Origin of the sequence: Gramella sp. Hel_I_59 (assembly GCF_006714895.1) — a bacterium.
Taxonomy (GTDB): Bacteria; Bacteroidota; Bacteroidia; order Flavobacteriales; family Flavobacteriaceae; genus Christiangramia.
Map to the genome: position 1 here is coordinate 2,610,689 of NZ_VFME01000001.1, position 24,895 is coordinate 2,635,583.

At 39.8% G+C, this 24,895-nt stretch carries 21 protein-coding genes, 2 tRNA genes and 1 rRNA gene; 12 read left to right on the plus strand and 12 right to left on the minus strand.

What is annotated here, in order from left to right; translation table 11 throughout:
* Nucleotides 1–5: 5 nt before the first annotated feature.
* The 3 genes from JM79_RS12030 to JM79_RS12040 all read right to left on the minus strand — a co-directional run bounded on the left by JM79_RS12030 (nt 6) and on the right by JM79_RS12040 (nt 1,906).
* A tRNA-Ala gene (locus tag JM79_RS12030) sits at nt 6–79 on the minus strand.
* Between the two features lie 122 nt (nt 80–201).
* A tRNA-Ile gene (locus JM79_RS12035) sits at nt 202–275 on the minus strand.
* Nucleotides 276–376: 101 nt separating this feature from the next.
* Nucleotides 377–1,906: ribosomal RNA gene (locus JM79_RS12040) — 16S ribosomal RNA — on the minus strand.
* 889 nt (nt 1,907–2,795) lie between these two features.
* On the opposite strand from JM79_RS12040, the gene thrS reads away from it, so the two are divergent.
* The 4 genes from thrS to rplT all read left to right on the plus strand — a co-directional run bounded on the left by thrS (nt 2,796) and on the right by rplT (nt 6,032).
* Nucleotides 2,796–4,742 carry a threonine--tRNA ligase gene (gene thrS / locus JM79_RS12045; protein ID WP_141878379.1) on the plus strand — a complete coding sequence of 649 codons (1,947 nt, stop codon included), beginning with the start codon at nt 2,796–2,798 and terminating at the stop codon, nt 4,740–4,742.
* 27 nt (nt 4,743–4,769) lie between these two features.
* The gene (gene infC, locus JM79_RS12050; RefSeq protein WP_084509743.1) at nt 4,770–5,321 is read left to right on the plus strand and encodes a translation initiation factor IF-3; all 552 of its coding nucleotides are present in this window, start codon (nt 4,770–4,772) and stop codon (nt 5,319–5,321) included.
* Nucleotides 5,322–5,357: 36 nt separating this feature from the next.
* Nucleotides 5,358–5,555 (plus strand): 50S ribosomal protein L35, encoded by a 198-nt coding sequence (rpmI, locus tag JM79_RS12055; RefSeq protein WP_141878381.1) that lies wholly within the window; start codon nt 5,358–5,360, stop codon nt 5,553–5,555.
* Between the two features lie 132 nt (nt 5,556–5,687).
* Entirely contained in the window at nt 5,688–6,032 is a 345-nt protein-coding gene (rplT, locus tag JM79_RS12060; RefSeq protein WP_026914511.1) for a 50S ribosomal protein L20, read from the plus strand.
* Between the two features lie 72 nt (nt 6,033–6,104).
* Here the strand turns inward: rplT and JM79_RS12065 are convergent, their stop codons facing one another.
* The 6 genes from JM79_RS12065 to tgt all read right to left on the minus strand — a co-directional run bounded on the left by JM79_RS12065 (nt 6,105) and on the right by tgt (nt 12,855).
* Nucleotides 6,105–6,536 (minus strand): secondary thiamine-phosphate synthase enzyme YjbQ, encoded by a 432-nt coding sequence (locus tag JM79_RS12065; RefSeq protein WP_141878382.1) that lies wholly within the window; start codon nt 6,534–6,536, stop codon nt 6,105–6,107.
* 9 nt (nt 6,537–6,545) lie between these two features.
* Nucleotides 6,546–7,898 (minus strand): asparagine synthetase B, encoded by a 1,353-nt coding sequence (locus JM79_RS12070; protein ID WP_141878383.1) that lies wholly within the window; start codon nt 7,896–7,898, stop codon nt 6,546–6,548.
* Complete coding sequence (dnaB, locus tag JM79_RS12075; RefSeq protein WP_141878384.1) at nt 7,873–9,420, minus strand: replicative DNA helicase; 1,548 nt, start codon at nt 9,418–9,420, stop codon at nt 7,873–7,875. The genes JM79_RS12070 and dnaB overlap by 26 nt, the downstream gene beginning before the upstream one ends.
* 169 nt (nt 9,421–9,589) lie before the next feature.
* Nucleotides 9,590–10,543, minus strand: coding sequence for an acetyl-CoA carboxylase carboxyltransferase subunit alpha (locus JM79_RS12080; protein ID WP_141878385.1), 954 nt, complete (start codon nt 10,541–10,543; stop codon nt 9,590–9,592).
* Between the two features lie 95 nt (nt 10,544–10,638).
* Complete coding sequence (locus tag JM79_RS12085; RefSeq protein ID WP_141878386.1) at nt 10,639–11,715, minus strand: LptF/LptG family permease; 1,077 nt, start codon at nt 11,713–11,715, stop codon at nt 10,639–10,641.
* Nucleotides 11,716–11,724: 9 nt separating this feature from the next.
* On the minus strand, nt 11,725–12,855 hold the full coding sequence (gene tgt, locus JM79_RS12090; protein WP_141878387.1) for a tRNA guanosine(34) transglycosylase Tgt: 1,131 nt from the start codon (nt 12,853–12,855) through the stop codon (nt 11,725–11,727).
* Nucleotides 12,856–13,021: 166 nt separating this feature from the next.
* Between tgt and JM79_RS12095 the strand changes: the two genes are divergently transcribed.
* The 3 genes from JM79_RS12095 (at nt 13,022) to JM79_RS12105 (ending at nt 15,589) form a co-directional block, all read left to right on the plus strand.
* Nucleotides 13,022–13,867, plus strand: a complete 846-nt coding sequence (locus JM79_RS12095; RefSeq protein ID WP_141878388.1) for a transketolase — start codon at nt 13,022–13,024, stop codon at nt 13,865–13,867.
* 33 nt (nt 13,868–13,900) lie between these two features.
* Complete coding sequence (locus JM79_RS12100; RefSeq protein WP_141878389.1) at nt 13,901–14,854, plus strand: transketolase family protein; 954 nt, start codon at nt 13,901–13,903, stop codon at nt 14,852–14,854.
* Nucleotides 14,855–14,986: 132 nt separating this feature from the next.
* Entirely contained in the window at nt 14,987–15,589 is a 603-nt protein-coding gene (locus JM79_RS12105; protein ID WP_141878390.1) for an outer membrane beta-barrel protein, read from the plus strand.
* A gap of 63 nt (nt 15,590–15,652) precedes the next feature.
* Here the strand turns inward: JM79_RS12105 and recQ are convergent, their stop codons facing one another.
* Nucleotides 15,653–17,848 (minus strand): DNA helicase RecQ, encoded by a 2,196-nt coding sequence (gene recQ / locus JM79_RS12110; RefSeq protein WP_141878391.1) that lies wholly within the window; start codon nt 17,846–17,848, stop codon nt 15,653–15,655.
* Between the two features lie 84 nt (nt 17,849–17,932).
* Here recQ and JM79_RS12115 point away from each other — a divergent pair, with 84 nt between their 5' ends.
* The 4 genes from JM79_RS12115 to lptB are packed head-to-tail and all read left to right on the plus strand — an operon-like array spanning nt 17,933 to nt 20,856.
* Nucleotides 17,933–18,898, plus strand: coding sequence for a KpsF/GutQ family sugar-phosphate isomerase (locus tag JM79_RS12115; protein WP_141878392.1), 966 nt, complete (start codon nt 17,933–17,935; stop codon nt 18,896–18,898).
* Nucleotides 18,898–19,725, plus strand: a complete 828-nt coding sequence (gene tatC / locus JM79_RS12120) for a twin-arginine translocase subunit TatC (RefSeq protein ID WP_141878393.1) — start codon at nt 18,898–18,900, stop codon at nt 19,723–19,725. Before JM79_RS12115 ends, tatC begins: the two co-directional genes overlap by 1 nt.
* Before the next feature lie 3 nt (nt 19,726–19,728).
* Nucleotides 19,729–20,076 (plus strand): carboxymuconolactone decarboxylase family protein, encoded by a 348-nt coding sequence (locus tag JM79_RS12125; protein WP_141878394.1) that lies wholly within the window; start codon nt 19,729–19,731, stop codon nt 20,074–20,076.
* Between the two features lie 39 nt (nt 20,077–20,115).
* Complete coding sequence (gene lptB, locus JM79_RS12130; protein ID WP_026914497.1) at nt 20,116–20,856, plus strand: LPS export ABC transporter ATP-binding protein; 741 nt, start codon at nt 20,116–20,118, stop codon at nt 20,854–20,856.
* Here the strand turns inward: lptB and JM79_RS12135 are convergent.
* Entirely contained in the window at nt 20,853–21,602 is a 750-nt protein-coding gene (locus JM79_RS12135; protein WP_141878395.1) for a CDP-alcohol phosphatidyltransferase family protein, read from the minus strand. The two genes, lptB and JM79_RS12135, sit on opposite strands and share 4 nt — an antisense overlap.
* Before the next feature lie 139 nt (nt 21,603–21,741).
* Here JM79_RS12135 and lnt point away from each other — a divergent pair, with 139 nt between their 5' ends.
* On the plus strand, nt 21,742–23,337 hold the full coding sequence (gene lnt / locus JM79_RS12140; RefSeq protein WP_141878396.1) for an apolipoprotein N-acyltransferase: 1,596 nt from the start codon (nt 21,742–21,744) through the stop codon (nt 23,335–23,337).
* A gap of 134 nt (nt 23,338–23,471) precedes the next feature.
* On the opposite strand, the gene JM79_RS12145 is transcribed toward lnt, so the two are convergent.
* Nucleotides 23,472–24,866, minus strand: coding sequence for a sugar transferase (locus JM79_RS12145; protein ID WP_141878397.1), 1,395 nt, complete (start codon nt 24,864–24,866; stop codon nt 23,472–23,474).
* Nucleotides 24,867–24,895 lie beyond the last annotated feature (29 nt).

A 24,895-nucleotide genomic window follows, 5' to 3' on the forward strand; every position in this document is an offset into this window, starting at 1 on the left:
AATTGTGGAGAATATCGGAGTCGAACCGATGACCTCCTGCGTGCAAGGCAGGCGCTCTAGCCAGCTGAGCTAATCCCCCATTATTTTAGTATCCAGCTAACCAGTTATTAGTTAACAGTACTTATAACGGCTACTCAACCTCTAAAATTTCCTTTCAATGTTTCAAATGAACTTATAAACCTGATGGCTTACTCTCTCAAGTAGTCTCAGGCAGACTCGAACTGCCGACCTCTACATTATCAGTGTAGCGCTCTAACCAGCTGAGCTATGAGACTGTCCATAATAATCGAATTGACATAAGAATCAAGACCAAATTGGTCTAGCTGAACTTCCCTTTACTAATTGTCGCTTGTGTCTTAAAGACACAAAGCTCTAGAAAGGAGGTGTTCCAGCCGCACCTTCCGGTACGGCTACCTTGTTACGACTTAGCCCCAGTTACCAGTTTTACCCTAGGCCGCTCCTTACGGTGACGGACTTCAGGTACCCCCGGCTTCCATGGCTTGACGGGCGGTGTGTACAAGGCCCGGGAACGTATTCACCGCATCATGGCTGATATGCGATTACTAGCGATTCCAGCTTCACGCAGTCGAGTTGCAGACTGCGATCCGAACTGTGATAGGGTTTGAAGATTCGCATCCCCTCGCGGGGTAGCTGCCCTCTGTCCCTACCATTGTAGCACGTGTGTGGCCCAGGACGTAAGGGCCGTGATGATTTGACGTCATCCCCACCTTCCTCACAGTTTGCACTGGCAGTCTGGCTAGAGTTCCCGACATGACTCGCTGGCAACTAACCACAGGGGTTGCGCTCGTTATAGGACTTAACCTGACACCTCACGGCACGAGCTGACGACAACCATGCAGCACCTTGCAATTAGTCCGAAGAAGGGTCTGTTTCCAGACCTGTCCAACTGCATTTAAGCCCTGGTAAGGTTCCTCGCGTATCATCGAATTAAACCACATGCTCCACCGCTTGTGCGGGCCCCCGTCAATTCCTTTGAGTTTCATTCTTGCGAACGTACTCCCCAGGTGGGTTACTTATCACTTTCGCTTAACCACTCAGCTCTCAATCGAGCCGAACAGCTAGTAACCATCGTTTACGGCGTAGACTACCAGGGTATCTAATCCTGTTCGCTACCTACGCTTTCGTCCCTCAGCGTCAATATATTATTAGTGATCTGCCTTCGCAATAGGTGTTCTGAGTAATATCTATGCATTTCACCGCTACACTACTCATTCCAACCACTTCATAATAATTCAAGAACAACAGTATCAATGGCAATTCTACAGTTGAGCTGCAGACTTTCACCACTGACTTATTATCCCGCCTACGGACCCTTTAAACCCAATGATTCCGGATAACGCTTGGACCCTCCGTATTACCGCGGCTGCTGGCACGGAGTTAGCCGGTCCTTATTCATACGGTACCGTCAAGCATCTACACGTAGATGTGGTTCTTCCCGTATAAAAGCAGTTTACAACCCATAGGGCCGTCTTCCTGCACGCGGCATGGCTGGATCAGAGTTGCCTCCATTGTCCAATATTCCTCACTGCTGCCTCCCGTAGGAGTCTGGTCCGTGTCTCAGTACCAGTGTGGGGGATCTCCCTCTCAGGACCCCTACCTATCGCCGTCTTGGTAAGCCGTTACCTTACCAACTAACTAATAGGACGCATACTCATCTTTAAGCCATAAATGTTTACTATAATCTCCAGGTGAAGTTTATAGACTATGGGGTATTAATCCACGTTTCCATGGGCTATTCCCCGCTTAAAGGCAGATTGTATACGCGTTACGCACCCGTGCGCCACTCGTCAGCAAATTAGCAAGCTAATCCCTGTTACCGTTCGACTTGCATGTGTTAGGCCTGCCGCTAGCGTTCATCCTGAGCCAGGATCAAACTCTTCATCGTTAAATCTTAAATATATTCAACAACTACTAAAGAAATTGCTCAGTATGACTTTTCTAGTCTTAATTCTTATACACTTGATTCTATCTCCTAAAAGATAAAACCCTTTGTCAATTCAATATATCAATGAACTTAATTGGTCTCCCAATCTGTCTTGTTAAAACCTAAGGAATCGAACCTTATTCTATCACCCCATCCGGTGGTTTTCAGTAATTTCAGTCTGTAATTTTTGAACGTTTGCTTGCTCTCAAAGCGGGTGCAAATATACAACGCTTTTTCTTTATCAACCAAAACTTTTTTAATAAAATTTTTAGTTTCTTTTTCTAAAGCTTTCCTACCTTTAAAACCTGCCAACCTTCTTATGAACGTCGCTTCGTTTTCAAAGCGGGTGCAAATATAAAACTAGTTTTGCTCTCCAGCCAAATAAAATTTAAAGAAATTTAATTTTTATTTTTTTGCCTTAGACCAACTATAGCCTACCCTTTACATACCTTTCAGTGAACTTACGCCTTGCTCTCAAAGCGGCTGCAAATATACACTAACTTTTTCCTTTCTACCAAACTAAAATTTAATAAATTTTAATTTAATTTTCTAAAGCCAGATCCTTTCACATCACCCACCATCACTACTCTCAACGAACATACGCCTTGCTCCCAAAGCGGCTGCAAATATACACCCCAATTTTAATTACACAATGACTTTCTCAAGAAAAATATAAAATAAATACAAGATTTATTATAAGTGGTTGAACTTCAGAATTATCAAAGTCTAAATAATTTCATAATGTATTTCCGAAGAGATAATCAACACCTATATATAGTATATAGGTAAGTATGTATTGTGCAACCAAACTCAACACCTTATCTTTGCGACTTCGTAAAACATGTATATAATGATCAAGATCACTCTGCCAGACGGAAGTATTAAAGAGTTTGAAAATGGCACTACTCCAATGGATGTAGCCAGAAGTATAAGCGAAGGACTTGCCAGGAATGTTATTTCTGCAAAGTTCAATAATGAAACTGTAGAAACCACAACACCTTTAAATACCGATGGCGATCTTGTTCTTTTCACCTGGTCCAATGATGAAGGTAAAAAAGCTTTCTGGCATTCATCTTCTCACGTAATGGCTCAGGCTATTCAGGATCTCTACCCGGGAGCAAAGCTTACTATAGGACCAGCGATTGATAGAGGCTTCTATTATGATGTAGACTTCGGAGAGAAAAAGATCTCAGAAAATGATTTCAAGAAGATCGAAGATCGTATGCTGGAAATTTCCCGCGGTAAACATGATTTTGCACTGCGTTCAGTTTCTAAAGCTGATGCGCTGGAGTTCTATAAGAAGGAGAACAATCCTTTTAAGGTAGAGCTTATCGAAAATCTTACTGATGGTGAAATCACCTTCTGTGATCACGATACTTTCACAGACCTTTGCCGCGGTGGTCATATTCCAAATACAGGAATCATCAAAGCAGTAAAATTAATGAGTGTTGCTGGCGCATACTGGAGAGGTGATGAAACTAATCCTCAATTAACCAGAGTATATGGTATATCATTTCCGAAGCAAAAAGAATTAAAAGAATATCTGGCTCTATTGGAAGAAGCCAAGAAAAGAGATCATAGAAAATTAGGGAAGGAACTGGAGCTATTCACTTTTTCACAAAAAGTTGGACAGGGATTACCATTATGGCTTCCGAAAGGTGCAGCTCTCAGAGAGAGACTTGAGAATTTCCTAAAGAAAGCTCAGAAGAAAGCAGGCTATGAAATGGTCGTAAGTCCGCATATTGGTCATAAGGAACTCTATGTAACTTCTGGTCATTATGCTAAATATGGGGAAGATAGCTTTCAGCCGATAACGACTCCTAATGAAGGAGAGGAATTTCTACTGAAGCCTATGAACTGTCCGCATCATTGTGAAATGTATAATGCGAGTTCCTGGAGTTATCGTGACCTTCCGAAGAGATTTGCGGAGTTTGGTACTGTATATAGGTATGAGCAAAGTGGAGAATTGCATGGTTTAACCAGAGTTAGAGGTTTTACTCAGGATGACGCCCATATATTCTGTATGCCGGAGCAGCTGGATGAAGAATTTAAAAAAGTAATTGACCTTACCTTATATGTATTCTCATCCTTGGGCTTTGATGACTTTACTGCCCAGGTGTCTTTAAGGGATCCTGAAAAGAAAGATAAGTATATAGGATCTGATGATGTTTGGGAAAAAGCCGAGTCGGCCATTTTAAGTGCTGCAGAAGAAAAAGGTCTTAATTATGTGATCGAAAAAGGAGAAGCAGCTTTCTACGGACCAAAACTTGACTTTATGGTTAAGGATGCACTGGGAAGAAGCTGGCAACTTGGAACCATCCAGGTAGACTACAATCTGCCAGAGCGCTTTGACCTGACATATAAAGGAAGTGACAATGAGTCACATCGACCAGTCATGATTCACCGTGCTCCTTTTGGAAGTATGGAGAGATTTATTGCTATTCTTCTGGAACATACAGGTGGTAATTTCCCACTGTGGTTAATGCCGGAACAGGCTATTATTCTCTCACTCAGCGAGAAATATGAAAATTACTCACAAAAAGTTTTAAATTTACTTGAAAATCACGAAATTCGCGCCCTTGTAGACAATAGAAACGAAACCATCGGGAAGAAGATTCGGGAAGCCGAAGTAAACAAATTCCCGTATATGTTGATTGTCGGCGAGCAGGAAGCCAAAGATGGTACGATTTCTGTTCGTAAGCATAGTGAAGGAGATTTGGGAACGATGAATATCGATGATTTTGCAGATTTGATTAATACAGAAATCAGTAGTACCTTAAAGCCTTTCAAAACATAAGTTTAATTAAAATTTTAAGCCATAGCTATACGTAGAAAAAAACCGAACAGGTTCGGTCGACAAAAAGAAGAGCAGCACCGAATCAACGAGAAAATCAGAGCAGACGAAGTACGCCTGGTTGGTGATAACGTAGAGATGGATGTATATCCTGTAAAGAAAGCTCTTGCAATTGCAGAGGAACAGGGTCTTGATCTAGTAGAGATCTCTCCGAATGCAAAACCACCAGTGGTAAAAGTAATGGACTATAAAAAGTTTCTTTATGAACAAAAGAAACGTGAAAAGGCCATGAAAGCTAAAGCCAGTAAGGTAGTCGTTAAAGAAATTCGATTTGGTCCCAATACAGATGATCATGATTACGAATTTAAGAAACGTAATGCAGAGAAATTCTTGAAAGACGGTGCAAAGCTAAAGGCTTTTGTATTTTTCAAAGGACGATCTATCGTGTTCAAGGATAAAGGAGAAATTCTTCTTCTTAGACTTGCACAGGATCTTGAGGAACTTGGAAAGGTAGAACAGATGCCAAAACTTGAAGGAAAGAGAATGACAATGTTTCTCTCTCCTACCAAGAAATCGAAATAAGAGAATAAGAGAGTTAATTATAAAAAGAGGACAGTAATGCCTAAGATGAAAACTAAATCCAGTGCCAAGAAGCGTTTCAAGCTAACCGGTACAGGTAAGATTAAAAGAAAGCACGCGTTTAAGAGTCATATCTTAACAAAGAAGTCTAAGAAACGTAAGCTAGCCTTAACTCACAGTACTTTGGTACATGATGCAGATAAGCAAAATATCAAACTTCAATTACGTTTAAAGTAAATTGAAGCTCTTGAGGTTTAATTAATTATTTAACCATGGAGTTGGGCAACACTTAGACTGGGCATAGTGCTAAAGAATAAGTTAAGTTGAAAGTGTCGGTGAACGACCGCCTACTACAAAAAAATTTAAAATATGCCAAGATCAGTAAACTCAGTTGCCAAAAGGGCACGTAGAAAAAAAGTTTTAAAGCAAGCAAAAGGTTATTTCGGACGTCGTAAAAACGTTTGGACTGTTGCTAAAAATGCGGTTGATAAAGCTATGCTTTATGCATACAGAGACCGTAAAGCTAAGAAACGTAATTTCCGTTCTTTATGGATTATGCGTATTAACGCTGCAGCCAGACAGGAAGGATTATCTTATTCTCAATTTATGGGGAAAATCAAAACCAGTGAAATTGGATTGAACCGTAAGGTTCTTGCCGATTTGGCGATGAACCACCCAGAGGCTTTCAAAGCAATTGTAGAAAAAGTAAAATAAACAATTATACTCTCTTATAGAAAAATCCCGCAATTGCGGGATTTTTTGTTTTCTACTAATTCGAAGATTATTTTAGATATCCTCTTCTCCATAGATCGTTAGCACAAGTTTTCTTGATCCTCCAGAATTTCTATGCTCACATAAATATATGCCCTGCCAGGTTCCCATGTTCAAACTACCATTAGTAATAGGTATCTGCAAAGAAGGCCCGGTAAGTGAAGATTTGATATGCGCCGGCATATCATCACTACCCTCTGTAGTATGTTTGTAATAGTCCTTATTTTCCGGTACCATCTCATCAAAATGACTACGGAAATCTTCTCTTACAGTTGGATCTGCATTCTCATTGATGGTTAGTCCAGCAGAGGTATGTTTTATAAAGATCTGCAAAAAGCCGAATTTGAAGTCTTCTATTTCTGAACAATGATTTAAAATTTCATCGGTAATTAAGTGGAAACCACGTTTGCGTGGTTTTAAGCGCATTTCAGTCTGATAAATTTCCATTCAATTTTGTTAAGTTTTCTGTTCCTTTTTTTTAGCTGCCGGAAATAGCACATTATTAAGAATAAGCCGGTATCCTGCTGAATTTGGATGCAACTGCAGTTCGGTTTTAGGATCCCCTACCCTGTGTTGATAATCTTCAGGATCATGTCCTCCATAAAAGGTGAAAAATCCCTTGCCTTTCACACCGTGTATGTATCGCGCTTCGCCATTCAGTTTGGATTCTCCCATGATTAAAACACCAGGTTTAATCGTTTCCGGATCGTAACTAGTTGTTTGTCCCATAAAACCTTTTACCAGCCGGGTATGATTTTGTGTAAGCATTGTTGGCACCACATCCCATTTCGCCGAATAATCCATTAAAGTAAAATAATCACTTTCTTTCTCGATCATCTGTCGTTTCGAGGTCATATCGATATTAGAAAATTCATAAACCAACGGACTTCTTTCCAGAATAAAATCGGTAAACGCAAAGCTGAGATCATAATCTAATTTAGACTGGTATGCCGGTTCACTTGGATCACCATCAAACATTGCTTCTGCGATATCTACGCCATCTGCCGCCAAAGCGATATCGAAACTATCTGTGGCACTGCACATGGCAAACATAAAACCGCCATCTTTTACATATTCACTTATTCTCCTGGCCACCGCAAGTTTTTCTTCTGAAACTTTTTCATAACCCAACTCACTTGCCAGTCTTTCAGCTTCCTTCTTGTCTTCTATATACCATGGAGTAGTTTTAAAACTGCGATAAAACTTCCCATATTGCCCGGTGAAATCTTCATGATGCAGGTGAAGCCAGTCGTACAAGAGCAGGCCATCTGCCAGAACTTCCCGGTCATAAATGGTAGTATATGGTATTTCAGCATAACTAAGTGCCATAGTAACGGCATCATCCCAGGGTTTATTTCCCTGCGGACTATAAACTGCAATTTTAGGTGCTTTTTCCAGCGGAACTGATTCCATATTCTGGGAAGGACTACTAATTTCCTGAAGGATACTTTCTGCTTTTTGATCACTGATGATCTCGAAAAACACACCACGAATCTGGCATTCTTTCCGAAGATCTGGATGATCTGAAATGAGGAAGGAACCTCCCCTGTAATTTAGCAGCCAGTTCACCTTGAAACTTTTCTGAAGAGAAAAATAGACCATTCCGTATGCCTTCAAATGATCATTTTGTGTACTCGCATCCATCGGGATAAGTACTTTTGAGGCTTTTGCAGCAGTACAGGAGAACAATAGAAACAAAAAAAGCAAAGTAGTTTGAAGTACTTTGCTTTTTATAATATTTTTAAAATGTCCTGTCTTGCTGAAATTCTTCAGTTTAAGATCATTAAAATGGAACGTCACTATCATCATCGTCACTATTCATTGAGCTACCAAATGCTTCATCTGCACTAGGATTTGGTAAATTGAAATTTCCGAAGTCATCCCCATCTCCACTATTCATACTTGAAGGAATTTCAGAAGGGAAACTAAAGTCTTCTAAATTATCGAATTTACCGAGTTCTCCAATAAACTTTAAGCGAATATTTTCCAGACCACCATTACGGTGTTTCGCTACAATGAACTCACCCTGACCCTGCGTAGGAGTTCTTTCTTCATCATCCCACTCCTCGATCTTATAATATTCTGGACGATAAATAAAGGATACAATATCTGCATCCTGCTCGATCGCTCCAGACTCCCGAAGGTCAGATAATAGTGGTCGTTTACTTCCACCACGTGTTTCAACCGCACGGGAAAGCTGTGAAAGGGCGATTACAGGCACATTAAGTTCTTTTGCTAGAGCCTTCAGGTTTCTGGAAATCATGGAAATCTCCTGTTCACGGTTTCCACCTTTCTGCCCACCACCTGCAGTCATTAATTGCAAATAATCTATAACAATGAGTCTTATCCCATGCTGGGAGGCAAGTCGTCTCGCTTTTGCACGTAAATCGAAAATAGAAAGTGAAGGAGTATCATCAATAAATAAAGGTGCTTTTTCAAGATCTTTCACCTTTACATTCAATTGCTCCCATTCGTGCTGCTCCAATTTACCGGTTCTAAGTTTTTCTGAAGAAAGTCCGGTTTCAGAAGAGATCAAACGAGTGATCAACTGTACTGAAGACATCTCCAAAGAAAAGAATGCTACCGGAAATCCCTGGTCTACCGCAATGTTTCGGGCCATAGACAACGTAAGAGCCGTTTTACCCATACCTGGACGGGCAGCAACGATTATTAAATCTGAAGGTTGCCATCCTGAAGTAAGATCATCAAGTTTATCGAATCCTGAAGGAACTCCACTAAGACCTTCTTTGTTGGAGATCTCCTGGATCTTCTTCTTCGCCTGAATCACCAAAGATTGTGCAGTTTCGGTTGATCGCTTAATATTCCCCTGGGTTACTTCATAAAGTTTAGATTCTGCAGAATCTAAAAGATCGAACACATCTGAACCTTCATCAAATGCCTCCTCAATTATTTCGTTGGAGATCTTAATTAGTGATCTCTGAATATACTTCTGTAAAATGATACGTGCGTGAAACTCGATATGCGCACTACTGGACACTTTTTGAGTAAGCTGAATGAGATAATAGTCTCCTCCAACCTTATCAAACACCTTATCCTTCTTAAGTTGGTTAGAAACGGTTAATAAGTCAATCGCTTCAGAGGCATCGAACAATTTTTTGATGGCTTCATAGATCAACTTATGGGAATTCTTGTAAAAGGCATCCGGTACCAGAATATCAATGATCTCGTCAACTCCTTTTTTATCGATCATCATTGCACCAAGCACAACTTCTTCTAAATCAACAGCTTGAGGCGGTACTTTACCTTTCTCAAGGCTTACCACATTTGTTTTTTTGTAGGATATGTTCTGGGGGGAGCTTATTTTTTCCATAGATACGAAAGTAAATAAAATGTTAAGACAATCTTAAGTAGAGAGCCTTGAGGTACTCAACAGGTAATGAACAATTCACCTGTTGATAACTTCGATTTTGTGTTAATAAGACAAAAAAATCCGGAATTTGACTGCCGGATTTTCTAACGATGATGTATAAATAAAGCAGTTAGCCTTTAAACACTCCCATGTCTAAATATTTATCCATCCTATTTTCTACCAGTTGGTCTGGTGATAAGTTTCTGAATTCAGAATATGCTTTGGTAATTGAAGATTTTACCGTATTGAAGATCTCTTCACGATTGCTATGAGCACCACCTAGAGGTTCTTTTACGATCTCATCGATAAGCTTCTGCTTTTTCATATCTGTAGCAGTCAGTTTCAAAGCATCTGCGGCAATTTCTTTGTATTCCCAGCTTCTCCATAGAATAGAAGAACAGCTTTCAGGAGAAATCACAGAGTACCAGGTGTTTTCCAACATTAATACTTTATCTCCAACACCTATTCCCAAAGCTCCACCACTGGCACCTTCACCAATAATCACTACGATGATTGGCACCTTTAATCTCGTCATTTCAAGAATATTTCTTGCGATCGCTTCACCCTGTCCGCGCTCCTCAGCTTCAAGACCAGGATATGCTCCAGGAGTATCCACCAAACATACTACAGGAACACCGAACTTTTCAGCAGACTTCATTAAACGAAGTGCTTTTCTATAACCTTCAGGATTGGCCATCCCGAAATTACGGTATTGTCTTGTTTTGGTATTATAACCTTTTTGCTGACCAACGAACATAAAACTTTGATCATCGATCTTTCCAAGGCCACCAATCATTGCTTTATCATCCTTCACATTACGATCACCGTGCAATTCAAGGAAAGTATCTCCACAAATAGCATTTATATAATCTAAAGTATATGGTCTATTAGGATGCCTGGAAAGTTGTACTCTCTGCCATGGCGAAAGATTCTTATAGATCTGTTTCTTGGTTTCAGCAAGTTTCTTCTCAATTTGCTTGCAGGTTGCCGTAACATCTACATCACTTTCCTGTCCAATATTGCAGGCTTTGGCATATTGTTCCTCAAGCTCCTTGATAGGTTGTTCAAATTCTAAATACTCCATATTTCTTATGGTTATTAATTTAAATAGCTCACAAATATAACAACTTTGAAAGGATAGAAATGGCTGATAAAGTTTAAATTTTCAACAGTTATGGATTAACGCTTCGCGCGAATAAGAAGCACGATGGCCAGTATCCCAAATACTATATTAGGAAACCATACCGCGATCAAAGGTGAGAAGGTGGACTGCTCTGCCATAGTCCCAAAAACCTTGTCGAAAAAGATAAAAATAAAGGCCAGGCATATTCCAACTGCCAGGTTCACTCCCATTCCTCCTCTTCTCTTAAAGGAAGATACTGCAACGGCAATTATTGTTAGAATAAAAGCTGAGATAGGAATACTCCACCGCTTATAAGCTACTACTTCATACCTGCTTATGTTCCCCGAACCTCTTCTTTTTTCCTTGGAGATGAACTCCTTTAGTTCGGTATAATTTAATGTTTCAGCAATATAAGATTCAGGAGTAAGTTCATCGAATTCAAATGGCAGGATCGTGTCCAGGGTTCTATAGTTAAAAATGCTATCTCCTCTGGCTCCAATAATTCGTTTATCTGCCATAGTAAGCCTGTACGTACTGTCCTCTGGATTGTAGCGTAAACTTGAAGCGCTTATCTTAAATTTCAACTCGTTGTCCTCAAAGTGTTCCAGCGTAAAATTTCGCGCAGAATTGGAACTTGGTGAAAAGTGGTTGGCGTAGATGAACTCGTTATCATTGATCTGCCGGTAAACATCGTTGGTTTCCCTGGTTTCCTGTCCGTGTTTTAAATACCTGTATTTAAACTCATTAAAACCTTTACTCGCTTGTGGTGCGAGATACATGGAAAGAATCAATGCACCAAAACAAACTATGGTTGCCCCTATCAAATAAGGCCTCAGAAATCTATAAAAAGAAACACCGCTACTTAAAAAAGCAACGATTTCGGTATTCATGGCCAGTTTCGAGGTAAACCAGATGACCGATAAGAATAGAAATATTGGAAATAAGAGGTTTGCAAAATAGATAGTAAAGTCTAGATAGTAATAGGCAACTTCAATAAAAGGCACTTCATTATCCAGGATCTTGTCGATCTTTTCAGCAAGGTTTACAGTGATACCAATTGGAATAAACAACAACAGCATCATACTGAAGGTTCCCAGATATCTTTTAAGTATATACCAATCGAGAATTTTCAAATTCCGGAATTATAATCGTTTATCCATTTGTTTTACCATTTTATCTTTCCACTGTGTGAAATCTCCAGCTAATATATGCTTTCTGGCTTCTCTCGTCAACCACAGGTAGAAACTAAGATTATGAATACTTGCAATTTGCCTGCCAAGCATTTCATTTACTGTAAATAGATGTCGAACATAGGCTTTAGAATATTCTGAATCTACAAAACTAACGCCTTCTGGGTCTATTGGTGAAAAGTCGTCTGCCCATTTCTTATTCTTGATATTAATGGTCCCATGGGAAGTAAATAACATTCCGTTACGTCCATTTCTAGTTGGCATCACGCAATCGAACATATCTACTCCAAGGGCAATATTTTCAAGAATATTAATTGGTGTTCCCACTCCCATTAGATAACGTGGCTTGTCTTCCGGTAGTATGGCAGTAACCACTTCAGTCATGGCATACATTTCATCTGCCGGTTCTCCTACAGATAATCCTCCAATAGCATTTCCTTCAGCTCCGGCATTTGCGATATATTCCGCAGATTGCTTCCGAAGATCTTTATAGGTGCTCCCCTGTACGATTGGGAAAAGTGTTTGCTTATAATCGTAAATTTCAGGCGTTTTCTCAAGGTGATTGATACACCTGTCCAGCCAGCGATGCGTCATATGCATAGATCTCTTTGCATAATTATAATCACATGGATAAGGAGTACATTCATCAAAAGCCATTATAATATCGGCTCCAATGGTACGTTGAATTTCCATAACATTTTCAGGAGTAAATGTATGATATGAACCATCTATATGAGATTTGAACTTCACACCTTCTTCCTTGATCTTTCTTCTAGCTGAAAGTGAATAAACCTGGTAACCACCACTATCTGTCAAGATATTTCGATCCCAATTCATGAATTTATGAAGTCCACCGGCTTTCCTGAGAATCTCAGTTTGAGGTCTAAGGTATAAGTGGTAGGTGTTTCCCAGTATAATATCTGGATTGATGTCTTCCTTCAATTCACGTTGATGTACGCCTTTAACGGTAGCTACCGTTCCAACCGGCATAAAAATAGGTGTTTCGATCTTGCCATGATCTGTAGTAATACTTCCGGCTCGTGCTTTACTACCGGCATCGGTAGATAAAAGTTCAAATTTCATAGTTCTGTTTAATCGCTGCAAAGATACTCATTCAAAACTCAAATGGAAGTCAGAGTTCACAGAGCCTGTTAGTATTTTGCTGAAAAAGTTAATAACTGGGGTATGGTTGCTTTGTCAAAGGCTTTAAATCGCTTATTTTTGCGGCAACAAAACAACACATTATAAAATGCCAAACATCAACGAATTACAAGATTTTGTCACTCAGGTTCGCCGCGATATTCTGCGACAGGTGCATAAAGTAAACTCTGGTCATCCTGGAGGTTCTTTAGGCTGCGCTGAATTTTTTACGGCTCTTTACCAGGAAGTTATGGATCACAACACCAGCTTCAACATGGATGGTAAAGGAGAAGACCTGTTCTTTCTTTCCAATGGTCATATCTCCCCGGTTTTTTACAGCGTTCTAGCCAGAAGTGGTTATTTCCCGGTAGAAGAACTTAGCACTTTTAGATTAATTGATTCAAGATTACAGGGACACCCAACAACTCATGAGGGATTGCCTGGAATTAGAATCGCTTCAGGATCTCTGGGACAGGGAATGAGCGTTGCTCTTGGTGCTGCCCAGGCTAAGAAACTTAATAATGATGATCATATCGTTTACACCCTTCATGGTGATGGTGAATTGCAGGAAGGTCAGAACTGGGAAGCGATCATGTACGCTGCCGGAAATAAAGTAGACAACCTTATTTCTACAGTAGACCTCAACGGTCAGCAAATTGATGGTAGTACAGAAAAAGTACTTCCGTTAGGAAATCTTAGAGCTAAATTTGAGGCATTTGGCTGGGACGTGATGGAAATTGAAGATGGAAATAATCTTCAACAAGTAATCGACGGACTTAAAGAAGCTAAAACCAGAACTGGAAAAGGCAAGCCAGTCTGTATATTAATGAACACGGTAATGGGTAACGGTGTCGACTATATGATGCATACTCATGCATGGCACGGGAAGGCTCCAAACGACGAGCAGTTGGAAAAAGGACTTTCTCAGAACCCGGAAACCCTTGGTGATTACTAAGCCGAATTCATTAAAATCAAAATTAAGAATATCATGAAAGAATATATAAATAAAGGAAGTAAGGATACCAGATCTGGTTTTGGAGATGGCTTAACAGAACTTGGCCAATCTAACGAGAATGTAGTTGCGTTATGTGCCGATCTAACCGGATCTCTGAAAATGGATGACTTCAAAGCTAATCACCCGGAAAGATTTTTCCAGGTAGGTATTGCTGAAGCGAACATGATCGGGATGGCAGCAGGAATGACCATTGGTGGGAAAATTCCGTTTACAGGAACTTTCGCTAACTTCTCTACAGGTAGAGTTTACGACCAGATTCGACAAAGTGTTGCCTATTCTGGAAAGAATGTGAAGATCTGTGCAAGTCACGCCGGAGTTACTTTGGGAGAAGATGGTGCAACTCACCAGATCCTTGAAGATATCGGCTTGATGAAGATGCTCCCTGGAATGACAGTGATCAACACCTGTGATTATAACCAGACCAAAGCTGCGACCAAAGCCATTGCAGATTACGATGGTCCTGTTTACCTAAGATTTGGCCGACCAAAGGTTGCTAATTTTACTGAAGATGATCAGGATTTTCAGATCGGGAAAGCGGTGCATCTGTATGAAGGTACCGATGTTAGCATCATTGCAACTGGTCATTTAGTTTGGGAAGCTATTCAGGCGGCTGTGGAGCTGAATGAAAAAGGCATTAGTGCCGAAGTGATCAATATTCATACGATCAAACCGCTTGATGAAGAAGCCGTGATCGCTTCTGCTAAGAAAACCGGATGTGTGGTTACTGCTGAAGAGCATAACTTCCTTGGCGGACTTGGCGAAAGTGTTGCAAGAACTTTGGCTTCACACCATCCTACACCTCAGGAATTCGTGGCGACTGATGATTGTTTCGGTGAAAGCGGAACTCCTGCTCAGCTGATGGAAAAATATGGTTTGAATGCTGCTGCTATTGTGAAGGCTGCGGAAAAGGCTATTAAAAGAAAATAATACTTCTATAATGTAGAAGTCAGCATACTAAGGCCTTCTGAAGTTTATCTTCGGAAGGCTTTTCTACTTTTACTGAAATAAACCATAAACCCATGGCGTTATAATAGCCTGAAATAAGATAAAATTAGACCTATGAAAAAGTTAATGATGTTTGCACTAATGATTGGTGCGCTGAATGTTTCTGCACAGGATGCAAGTTTTGGGATCAAAGGTGGATTGAATTACGGTGCAACCGGAGAATACGAATCGATTAGCCGTCTAACTGATGATTTTAGCGGTTCGTTTGAAGATGGAGAAAACAAGACCGGTTTTCATGCAGGATTTTTTGGGCAGTTCGAAATACTGGGAATCTTTCTTCGCCCCGAATTGGTTTATACAGAAATGAACACCGAGTATTCGCAATTTGATTATAAGCTTCAGAAAATAGATGCTCCTGTACTTTTAGGAGTAAATGTGTTAGGCCCTTTAAATATCAAAGCAGGTCCGGCATTTCAATATATTCTGAAAAATGAACTGGAAAACACGAACTTGAGCATTGGTGATGTGGAAAATGAGATTAGCGTTGGATATCAATTAGGAGCAGGTCTGGATTTGGGTAGGCTTGGTTTCGATATTCGATATGAAGGAGCGTTTCAGGATAACCAGGCATTAGGTGGAAATCTTGCTGCCGACAGTGGTTTCACTATAGATTCAAGACCATCACAATGGATCCTGAGTGTTGCGTATTCATTATAATTAAAACTTGAATGTTAGATATATTGTAACAAAAAACCCGGAAGAAATTCCGGGTTTTTTGTTTTAGTTCGCTACCTGACTTATAAACTTGATGCGGTATAATCGTAATTCTTCGTCATCATAGTCTCCATCAAATTCTTCCATCGCCTCATCGATCTTATCGGTTTCCGCTTCCAGAAAATATTCATGAATCTCTTCCTGTTGATCTTCATCCAGAATATCATCAAGATAATAGTCAATATTCAATTTGGTTCCACTGTAGACGATCGCTTCCATTTCTTTAATAAACTCGGGCATTTGCATGCCTTTTGCCGAAGCAATGTCTGACAATGGTAATTTCCTGTCTACACTCTGGATGATAAATAGTTTAAGAGCGCTATTGGCACCTGTAGATTTTACCACAAAATCATCAGGCCTTACAATTTCATTATCCTCAACGTATCTCGAGATAAGATCCACAAAATCGGATCCGTATTTTTTAGCCTTTCCTTCCCCTACTCCGTGAATGTTTCCTAATTCCTCGATACTTATCGGGTATTTAAGAGCCATATCTTCTAAAGATGGATCCTGGAAAATCACAAATGGAGGCAGGTCTTTCTTTTTAGCAACTTTCTTCCGAAGTTCCTTTAGCATTTTTACCAGCTGATCATCAACTGTATTCGCCGACTTTTGAGGTACAACGACTTCTTCAGTAATATCGTTAAAAACATGATCCTCGGTCATCATAAATGACACCGGATTCTTCAGATATTCATCACCACGCTTGGTAAGTTTTACAACTCCGTAGGTTTCAATATCCTTTTTCAGAAATCCTGCGATTAAAGCCTGGCGGATAAGTGCCATCCAGTAACCGGCATGTTGGTGACTTCCTTTTCCGAAGAGACGATGTTCGTCGGTCTTATGAGAAAGAATGACCGCATTGCTTTTTCCAATGAGCGTGCGCACCACTTCCTTTGACTTATATAACTGATTTGTTTCTTTGACGGTTTTCAGCAATAGCTCAAGATCATCCTTGGCTTCATGCTGATTCTTTGGATTCTGAACATTATCATCCATATCTGCTCCTTCCCCGGTTTCAGAATCGAATTCCTCCCCAAAGTAATGCAGTATAAATTTTCTTCTTGAGATGGAAGTTTCAGCAAAAGCAACCACTTCCTGTAATAGCGCATGACCAATCTCCTGTTCTGCGACAGGTTTACCACTCATAAACTTCTCAAGCTTTTCAATGTCTTTGTAACTATAGAAGGCCAGACAATGACCTTCACCACCATCTCTACCGGCACGTCCGGTTTCCTGGTAATAACTTTCTATACTTTTGGGAATGTCATGATGAATTACAAAACGAACATCTGGCTTATCAATACCCATCCCGAAGGCGATGGTCGCCACCACCACATCGATATCTTCCATTAGAAACATATCCTGGTGTCGGGAACGTGTTTTTGCATCAAGACCGGCATGATAAGGAACGGCTTTGATACCATTTACCTGTAGAGTTTGAGCAAGCTCTTCCACTTTCTTTCTGCTCAAACAATAGATAATCCCCGATTTACCATCGTTCTTTTTTACGAAACGTATGATATCGGCATCAACATTCTTGGTTTTAGGACGCACCTCGTAATACAGGTTGGGTCGGTTAAAACTTGCCTTAAAAGTATTAGCGTCTGTGATTCCCAGGTTCTTCAGAATATCCTCCTGAACTTTGGGAGTAGCCGTAGCGGTAAGTCCGATAACTGGTATATTATCGCCAATACGCTGAAGTATATGTCTTAGATTTCGATATTCCGGTCTGAAGTCATGTCCCCATTCACTTATACAGTGTGCTTCATCTACAGCAAGGAACGAGATCGTCTGATGCTTTAGAAAATCCACATAATCTTCTTTGGTCAGTGATTCCGGAGCCACGTAAAGCAGTTTACAGACACCACTATCGATATCTGTTTTTACCTGGTTTACTTCTGTTTTGTTTAAAGAGGAGTTCAGAACATGGGCGATGCCATATTCCGAAGAGATGCTACGAATAGCATCTACCTGATTCTTCATTAAGGCTATAAGTGGGGAAACAACGATCGCTGTTCCATCCTGTATTAGTGCAGGGAGCTGATAACATAATGATTTACCTCCACCCGTTGGCATAACAACGAATGTGTCATGGCCATTTACGATACTGGTGATTACATCTTCCTGAAGCCCCTTAAACTGACTAAAACCAAAGTACTTCTTCAGTTCTTTGTGTAAATCAATTTCGGTCAAACCCATTCAATTGTGTTACAATTTTACATACATTTGTATAACTAAATATACGGTTTTCTTTAGTACCTGCAATTCTTAATTTAATCTAATTTGAAACTTAGCGAGCAAATCATTTCTTCAGCGAAAGAAACCATTTCCAACGAAGCCAAAGCAATTGCGAATCTCGAAAATTACATTGACGAAGAATTCATTAAGGCGGTAGAAGTCATCTATAAGTCTGAAGGTCGTGTGGTGGTTACTGGTATTGGTAAAAGTGCCATTATCGCCAATAAGATCGTGGCCACCCTTAATTCTACTGGTACTCCATCTATTTTTATGCATGCGGCAGATGCGATCCACGGAGATCTTGGGATAGTCCAGGATAATGATGTAGTGATCTGTATTTCTAAAAGTGGAGATAGCCCTGAAATAAAGGTTTTAGTACCACTCATCAAGAATTTTCATAATGTACTAATAGGACTGACCGGGAATAAGGATTCATTTCTTGGGAAACAGGCAGACTATGTTCTAAATAGTTATGTAGAGATGGAAGCCTGTCCTAACAATCTCGCTCCTACTACCAGTACAACTGCACAAATGGTTATTGGAGATGCTATTGCTGTATGTCTACTGAATTTAAAAGGCTTCAGCAGCAGAGATTTCGCCAAATATCATCCGGGAGGATCATTAGGTAAAAAATTATATTTGAGAGTTAGCGATATCGTATCTCAAAATATGGTGCCTATGGTTTCCGCGGAGACTGATGTAGCTAACGTGATCATTGAAATTTCAGAAAAAATGCTGGGTGTAACCGCAGTTCTGGAAAACGATCGTATCATAGGAATCATCACAGATGGTGATATTCGTAGAATGCTGAAGGATCACGGAGAAATAAAAGGACTCAAGGCACGGGATATTATGAGTGCCGATCCAAAAACGATCGAACAGGATACCCTGGCTGTTGTTGCCATGGAAATTCTTGAGAAGAACCAGATCTCCCAGCTACTGGCTGTTGAGAATGGAAAATATACGGGTGTAGTTCACCTGCACAATTTAATAAGAGAAGGAATTTTATAATGGAAAGAATCGCCCCCCAGGAAGAACCGGAAATGTCTTTTTTAGATCATCTTGAGGAACTAAGATGGCATTTGATTCGCGCGGTACTCGCCGTAGTAATCGCAGCCGCTGTAGCCTTTTTACTGAAAAGTTTCATTTTTGATGTTGTTTTATTTGGACCTAGCAAAGGTGATTTCTGGTCCTATAGCATGTTGTGCAAAGTTTCTGAAGCACTTGGTTTTGACGGTGGGTTTTGTTTTCAAGAGCTTCCTTTTACCATACAAAGTAGAACGATGGGTGGACAGTTTTCTGCACACATCTGGACTTCTATTACTGCAGGTTTTATCATAGCATTCCCTTACATCATTTATGAATTCTGGAAGTTTGTAGCTCCTGCAATGCATGAGAAAGAACGTAAACATGCTAAAGGCTTTATCTTTGTGACCTCCATGTTATTCTTTATTGGAGTCCTTTTCGGTTATTATGTGATCACTCCGTTATCCATAAACTTCCTTGGGAAATATCAGGTAAGTGATATCGTTCTCAATGAGTTCGATTTAAGTGATTATATAGGCCTGGTAAGAACTACAGTAATAGCTTCAGGATTAATTTTTGAGCTTCCTATACTTATTTATTTCTTAACAAAGGTTGGTATTGTAACACCACAATTCCTGAAAACCTATAGAAAGTATGCCTTGGTGATTGTACTTATCCTATCAGCAGTAATTACTCCGCCAGATATTGTGAGTCAGATCATCGTTGCGGTTCCGGTATTGATACTTTATGAAGTGAGTATTATCATTTCAAAGTTCATGTATAAAAAAGAAGAAGAAAAATTAAAAAGTTAAGCTATGACAAATCAAGTGGACGAATTTAATTCGTACCGTGCCAAGATGAACGATAAGATTCTTGGTGATAATAATAAGATCATAAAAAGAATCTTTAACCTGGACACCAATGCATTTACTGAAGGTGCCCTGGATAAAAAAACAAAAGAATTACTTGGACTGGTTGCTTCTACAGTATTGCGTTGTGATGACTGCGTAAGATATCACCTGGAAGCGAGCTATAATGAAGGAATCACTAAGGAAGAAGTAATGGAAACTCTAAGTATTGGTACTCTTATTGGTGGAACTATCGTGATCCCTCACTTAAGACGTGCTTACGAATATTGGGAAGCCTTGGAAGCCCAGGAATAAAACGGAACAATTTCTGCTTATTCAGAATAAATTGAGACTATGAAACTACGCGCTGAAAATCTGATCAAGACCTATAAAGGAAGAAATGTTGTAAAAGGTATTTCTGTGGAAGTAAATCAGGGAGAGATCGTGGGATTACTTGGACCGAATGGTGCTGGTAAAACCACTTCTTTTTACATGATCGTAGGTTTAATCAAACCCAATAGTGGGAACATTATTCTGGATAAGCAGAACATTACCAAATTCCCTATGTATAAGCGTGCACAGCATGGAATTGGATATCTTGCCCAGGAAGCTTCGGTTTTCAGAAAGCTGAGTATCGAGGACAATATCCTGAGCGTTCTGGAACTTACCAAGCTTTCAAAGAAAGAGCGATTAATGAAGATGGAATCGCTTATTGAAGAATTTGGTCTTGGTCATATACGAAAAAGCCGTGGAGACCTTTTAAGCGGTGGTGAACGCCGGAGAACAGAGATTGCCAGAGCTTTGGCTACTGATCCAAACTTCATTCTTTTAGATGAGCCATTTGCCGGGGTAGATCCGGTAGCAGTTGAGGATATTCAGAGAATTGTTGCTCAGTTAAAAGATAAAAATATCGGTATTCTCATTACCGACCATAATGTGCAGGAAACTCTTGCCATTACTGACAGAACTTACCTAATGTTCGAAGGAAGCATTTTGAAGCATGGAATGCCTGAAGAACTAGCAGAGGACGAAATGGTACGTAAAGTATACCTTGGACAGAACTTCGAGCTTAGAAAGAAAAAGATTTTTAATTAAGCTGTTGCTTTTCTATTCGATATTACTGAAAGTAGTACATAGAGCAAAATAATTACTGGTATTGCTATAAACTTCAGGAATACTATGAGTAAGAGACAACTTATAATAAAGAAGTAACGTAATTTATTTTCTTTAAATCCCCAATCTGAAAATTTTAGTGCAAATAAAGGTAGTTCCGCATTCAGAAGAATACAGCTTAAAATCGTTAATCCAACTAAAAACCACTCGTTCAGAATCAATTGATGAATCATAGGAACAGACTCATAGTTAAGAATTAGCGGCAAACTAAGGATCAGCAATGCATTCGCTGGAGTTGGAAGACCAATAAAAGAGTCGGTTTGGCGATCATCTACATTGAATTTTGCCAAACGATATGCTGAAGCTACAATGATTAGTAAGCCAATAAGCGCGAAGGGTTGAAGGTTTAAATCAAATTCTGAAGAATTCCAGTCGGTTGATAAGCTACCGCTGGATGGTAAAGCTTTTATGATCAACTGGTACATTACAATTCCCGGCACTACCCCACTGGTAACGACATCTGCCAGGGAATCCATTTGTAGTCCTACTTCACTTTTTACATCAAGCGCACGAGCGGCAAGCCCATCAAAGAAATCGAAAAAGATCCCTGCTGCTACAAATATAGCCGCCAGCACCAGGTTTCCCTGTACAGCAAAAATAACTGCGATACTACCAGATAGCAGGTTTAAAGAAGTAATTAGATTCGGAACGTGTTTTTTTAAGCCCATTTGACTGTTTTAGATAGAATCCACTAAACTAACATTTTGAATTTAAAAGCCTGTAAAAATACTGTTATATGAAAAGCAAGTCGGCTAAATTTAATGATTCCTGTATAAGTTTATTATTTTTGAGCAGACTTCAGCATCTATGAAAAACTTTCTTCTGGCGCTTCTTAGCGGGATCATTCTGGCAATTTCCTGGCCAACTTATGGATTTCCAATTTTCATATTTCTAGGTTTCGTTCCACTGCTTTATGCTGAATTTAAAATTCGCAACTATTCTAAAAGCAAGGTCAAACTGAAAGTTTTTGCTCTTTCTTATCTCACTTTCTTCATCTGGAATGTGATAACCACCTGGTGGATCTACAACTCTACTCCTTTTGGTGGAGTATTTGCCGTACTGGCAAATTCGCTTTTAATGTCTATAGTCTTTCTCTTATACCATATTATAGCTAAGAGAACTGGGTTTAAGGCCGCTTCAGCATTCCTTATCAGTATCTGGATGGTTTTTGAGAAAATACATTTGAACTGGGACTTTTCCTGGCCGTGGCTTAATCTTGGGAACGTATTTTCAGAAGTTCCAGCATGGATTCAATGGTATGAATTTACAGGAACCTTTGGAGGAACACTATGGGTATGGATACTGAACATCGCCATCTTCAAGTCCATTTTATCATACCGGGAATTTAAAGACAAAGCGATCATAGCAAGGGCCGCGGTAAAGGTCTTGTTGCTTATTGGTATTCCAATGCTAATTTCTGGAGTTCTATACTGGAATTATGAGGAACCTAAGGAATTTATTGACGTAGTTATCCTTCAGCCAAATATCAATCCTTATACTGAAAAATATAATACTACAGATCGAAAGATCGGGGAACTCCTGCTTGATCTATCTGCTAAAGCGGTAACACCGCAAACCGACTTAATCATTGCTCCGGAAACTGTCTTTGCTGATGGTACACAACTAAAGAACCTCAACAATTCTGAAGGAATATTTTACGGCGAGCAAATAAGCCGACTGGAAAACGAATTATCCTTTCTGGGAGGAATTACCTTATATGAAAGATTCAATGATCCAGGGAAAGTCCGCAGACAATCAAATAGAATCGGTCCGAATGACTGGTATGATGACTATAATTCGGCATTTATGATCAGTGCTTATGCAGATAGTTTGCAATTATACCATAAATCAAAACTGGTCGTAGGCGTCGAGAATTTTCCCTACCAGGATATTTTGAAACCAATACTTGGAGATGTAATGATCGATCTTGGGGGCACGGTTGCCATGAAAACTACTCAGGAAGAGCGGGAAGTACTTTATTTTGAAGACTCGCTGAGAACTGCACCAATTATTTGCTACGAATCGGTTTACGGCGAGTATGTAACCGGGTATGTGGAAAATGGAGCAAATTTTCTAAGTATAATTACCAATGACGCATGGTGGGGTGATACACAGGGTCACCAGCAGCATTTAAGTTATGCCAGGCTACGTGCTATTGAAAATAGAAGATATGTAGCGAGAAGCGCTAATACCGGAATTTCAGCGATCATAAACTCCCGTGGTGATATTTTGGAAACTCTGGCATATGAGGAGCGTGGCAGCATATCAGGGAGAGTCGGAATCCAGAATGAACTTACTTTTTATTCACAATACGGAGATTACCTGGCCAGAATCGCACAGTTTCTAGCGCTTTTCATCTTCTTATTTTCCGTAGTAAAATACAATAGGAAAAGACCTGCGTGAGAAGTGAGCAGTATGAAGGAAATTTCCAGCTTCTTTCCTTTCAACTTCAACAGACAACAAACATCTGACATCAGACTACCTACAATTAAGAACCATACGACAACCCAAAACGTATAACAGACAACCTCCAACTTTTACTGTCCTCTAAAGAATAGCACGGTACTAAAGGTTTTTAGAAGAATACTTAGATCGAGAAAGATTCCGCGATGTTTGATATAATAGAGATCATATTGAAGCTTTTCAAGACTATCGTCATAACAATCTCCATAGTTGGCCATTACTTGCGCCCATCCGGTTAAGCCGGGTTTAATGATGTGCCGGGTATCGTAAAAAGGAATAAGTTCTGAAAGTTCATCCACGAACACAGGACGCTCAGGTCTTGGCCCGATCAAACTCATATCTCCAAGTAATACATTATAAAACTGCGGAATTTCATCAAGCCTTGACCTACGCAGGAATCGACCAAATTTGGTAACTCTCAGGTCTTTTTTCTGAGCAAATTGTGGTCCTGAAATCTCCGCGTCCTTATTCATGGTTCTCAATTTTACAATTTTAAAAACCTCGCCATTTTTCCCAACCCGTTCCTGAAAGTAAAAGGTCTTTCCACGATTTGCGATCAGATTTCCGGCGATGATAAAAGGGCTTAGAAATATTCCGACTAGTATTCCGAATATGGAAATAATGATATCAAAGCTACGAAACGCCAGCAAGTAAAATTTATTCTGATGATTTCTACTGAAGGGAAAATAGCGGTAAAAGTCTTTGTCCACATTTTGCACCGGGATTCTCTGGGTAATCTCCTCATAAACCTGCGAATAATCACGAATCGAAAAACCCTGCTTCTGAAGTTTGCTTAGCTGATTGTAAAGCGGCAACATCAACCCACGTTGAAATGCACTGGTAACAACAATTTCACTTATGTGTTCATCCTTGACAGTCTGCACGAGCTCTTCTACTTCAAACCTCAAAAGATCTTCTCTGGCGATATCAGTCTTCAAAGTCTCATCAGTATTAATGTAACCTACAACAAAATAATTAGGATCAGCTTTTTGCAGGGATTCAGCGATCAACTTGATATCAAAAGAGTCGCCTACTACGAGAACCCGCTTATAGAATCTTGGACTTGAAATCAGACTGATATAAAGAGATCTCCAGATAAGCAGTGAAATGGCTACTGAAAGAAAGAAAAAGATGATCTGTAGTCTGTTTTCAGGCAAACTTGGAGTGAGTAATGGTGTTAGCATATAGAACAATACCGTAAGACTGGTGGTAAGCAGTACATTCTTCAATACGCTGTCAAACCGATCTGCCTTCTGAAGGTCGTAAAGTTCAAATACATTTCCGAAGAAACTGAGATAAACTACAAATACCAGCGTCCATGTCCAGTTATCAGAATTGATTCTGAAGTAGTCAAATTGAAAAATTATTCCGACAATAGTAAGAGAAAGTAAAGCAAAGAGAATATCGAAAAGTTTCAATAGAAACTTTCGCTCAGAAATTTCAAAATGAAAAATAGGCTTTTTCGACATTGCGGCAGGGCTGGTAATGTGCCGATAAA

What these genes read in the sequence shown, in the direction of transcription:
- rpmI (WP_141878381.1), top strand. Translation starts at nt 5,358, where the DNA reads ATGCCTAAGATGAAAACTAAATCCAGTGCCAAGAAGCGTTTCAAGCTA.
- JM79_RS12080 (WP_141878385.1), bottom strand. Translation starts at nt 10,543, where the DNA reads ATGGAGTATTTAGAATTTGAACAACCTATCAAGGAGCTTGAGGAACAA.
- JM79_RS12135 (WP_141878395.1), bottom strand. Translation starts at nt 21,602, where the DNA reads ATGGGCTTAAAAAAACACGTTCCGAATCTAATTACTTCTTTAAACCTG.
- lptB (WP_026914497.1), top strand. Translation starts at nt 20,116, where the DNA reads ATGAAACTACGCGCTGAAAATCTGATCAAGACCTATAAAGGAAGAAAT.
- JM79_RS12065 (WP_141878382.1), bottom strand. Translation starts at nt 6,536, where the DNA reads ATGGAAATTTATCAGACTGAAATGCGCTTAAAACCACGCAAACGTGGT.
- thrS (WP_141878379.1), top strand. Translation starts at nt 2,796, where the DNA reads ATGATCAAGATCACTCTGCCAGACGGAAGTATTAAAGAGTTTGAAAAT.
- rplT (WP_026914511.1), top strand. Translation starts at nt 5,688, where the DNA reads ATGCCAAGATCAGTAAACTCAGTTGCCAAAAGGGCACGTAGAAAAAAA.
- recQ (WP_141878391.1), bottom strand. Translation starts at nt 17,848, where the DNA reads ATGGGTTTGACCGAAATTGATTTACACAAAGAACTGAAGAAGTACTTT.
- tatC (WP_141878393.1), top strand. Translation starts at nt 18,898, where the DNA reads ATGGAAAGAATCGCCCCCCAGGAAGAACCGGAAATGTCTTTTTTAGAT.
- JM79_RS12070 (WP_141878383.1), bottom strand. Translation starts at nt 7,898, where the DNA reads ATGATGATAGTGACGTTCCATTTTAATGATCTTAAACTGAAGAATTTC.
- JM79_RS12145 (WP_141878397.1), bottom strand. Translation starts at nt 24,866, where the DNA reads ATGTCGAAAAAGCCTATTTTTCATTTTGAAATTTCTGAGCGAAAGTTT.
- JM79_RS12100 (WP_141878389.1), top strand. Translation starts at nt 13,901, where the DNA reads ATGAAAGAATATATAAATAAAGGAAGTAAGGATACCAGATCTGGTTTT.
- tgt (WP_141878387.1), bottom strand. Translation starts at nt 12,855, where the DNA reads ATGAAATTTGAACTTTTATCTACCGATGCCGGTAGTAAAGCACGAGCC.
- JM79_RS12105 (WP_141878390.1), top strand. Translation starts at nt 14,987, where the DNA reads ATGAAAAAGTTAATGATGTTTGCACTAATGATTGGTGCGCTGAATGTT.
- JM79_RS12125 (WP_141878394.1), top strand. Translation starts at nt 19,729, where the DNA reads ATGACAAATCAAGTGGACGAATTTAATTCGTACCGTGCCAAGATGAAC.
- dnaB (WP_141878384.1), bottom strand. Translation starts at nt 9,420, where the DNA reads ATGGAAAAAATAAGCTCCCCCCAGAACATATCCTACAAAAAAACAAAT.
- lnt (WP_141878396.1), top strand. Translation starts at nt 21,742, where the DNA reads ATGAAAAACTTTCTTCTGGCGCTTCTTAGCGGGATCATTCTGGCAATT.
- JM79_RS12095 (WP_141878388.1), top strand. Translation starts at nt 13,022, where the DNA reads ATGCCAAACATCAACGAATTACAAGATTTTGTCACTCAGGTTCGCCGC.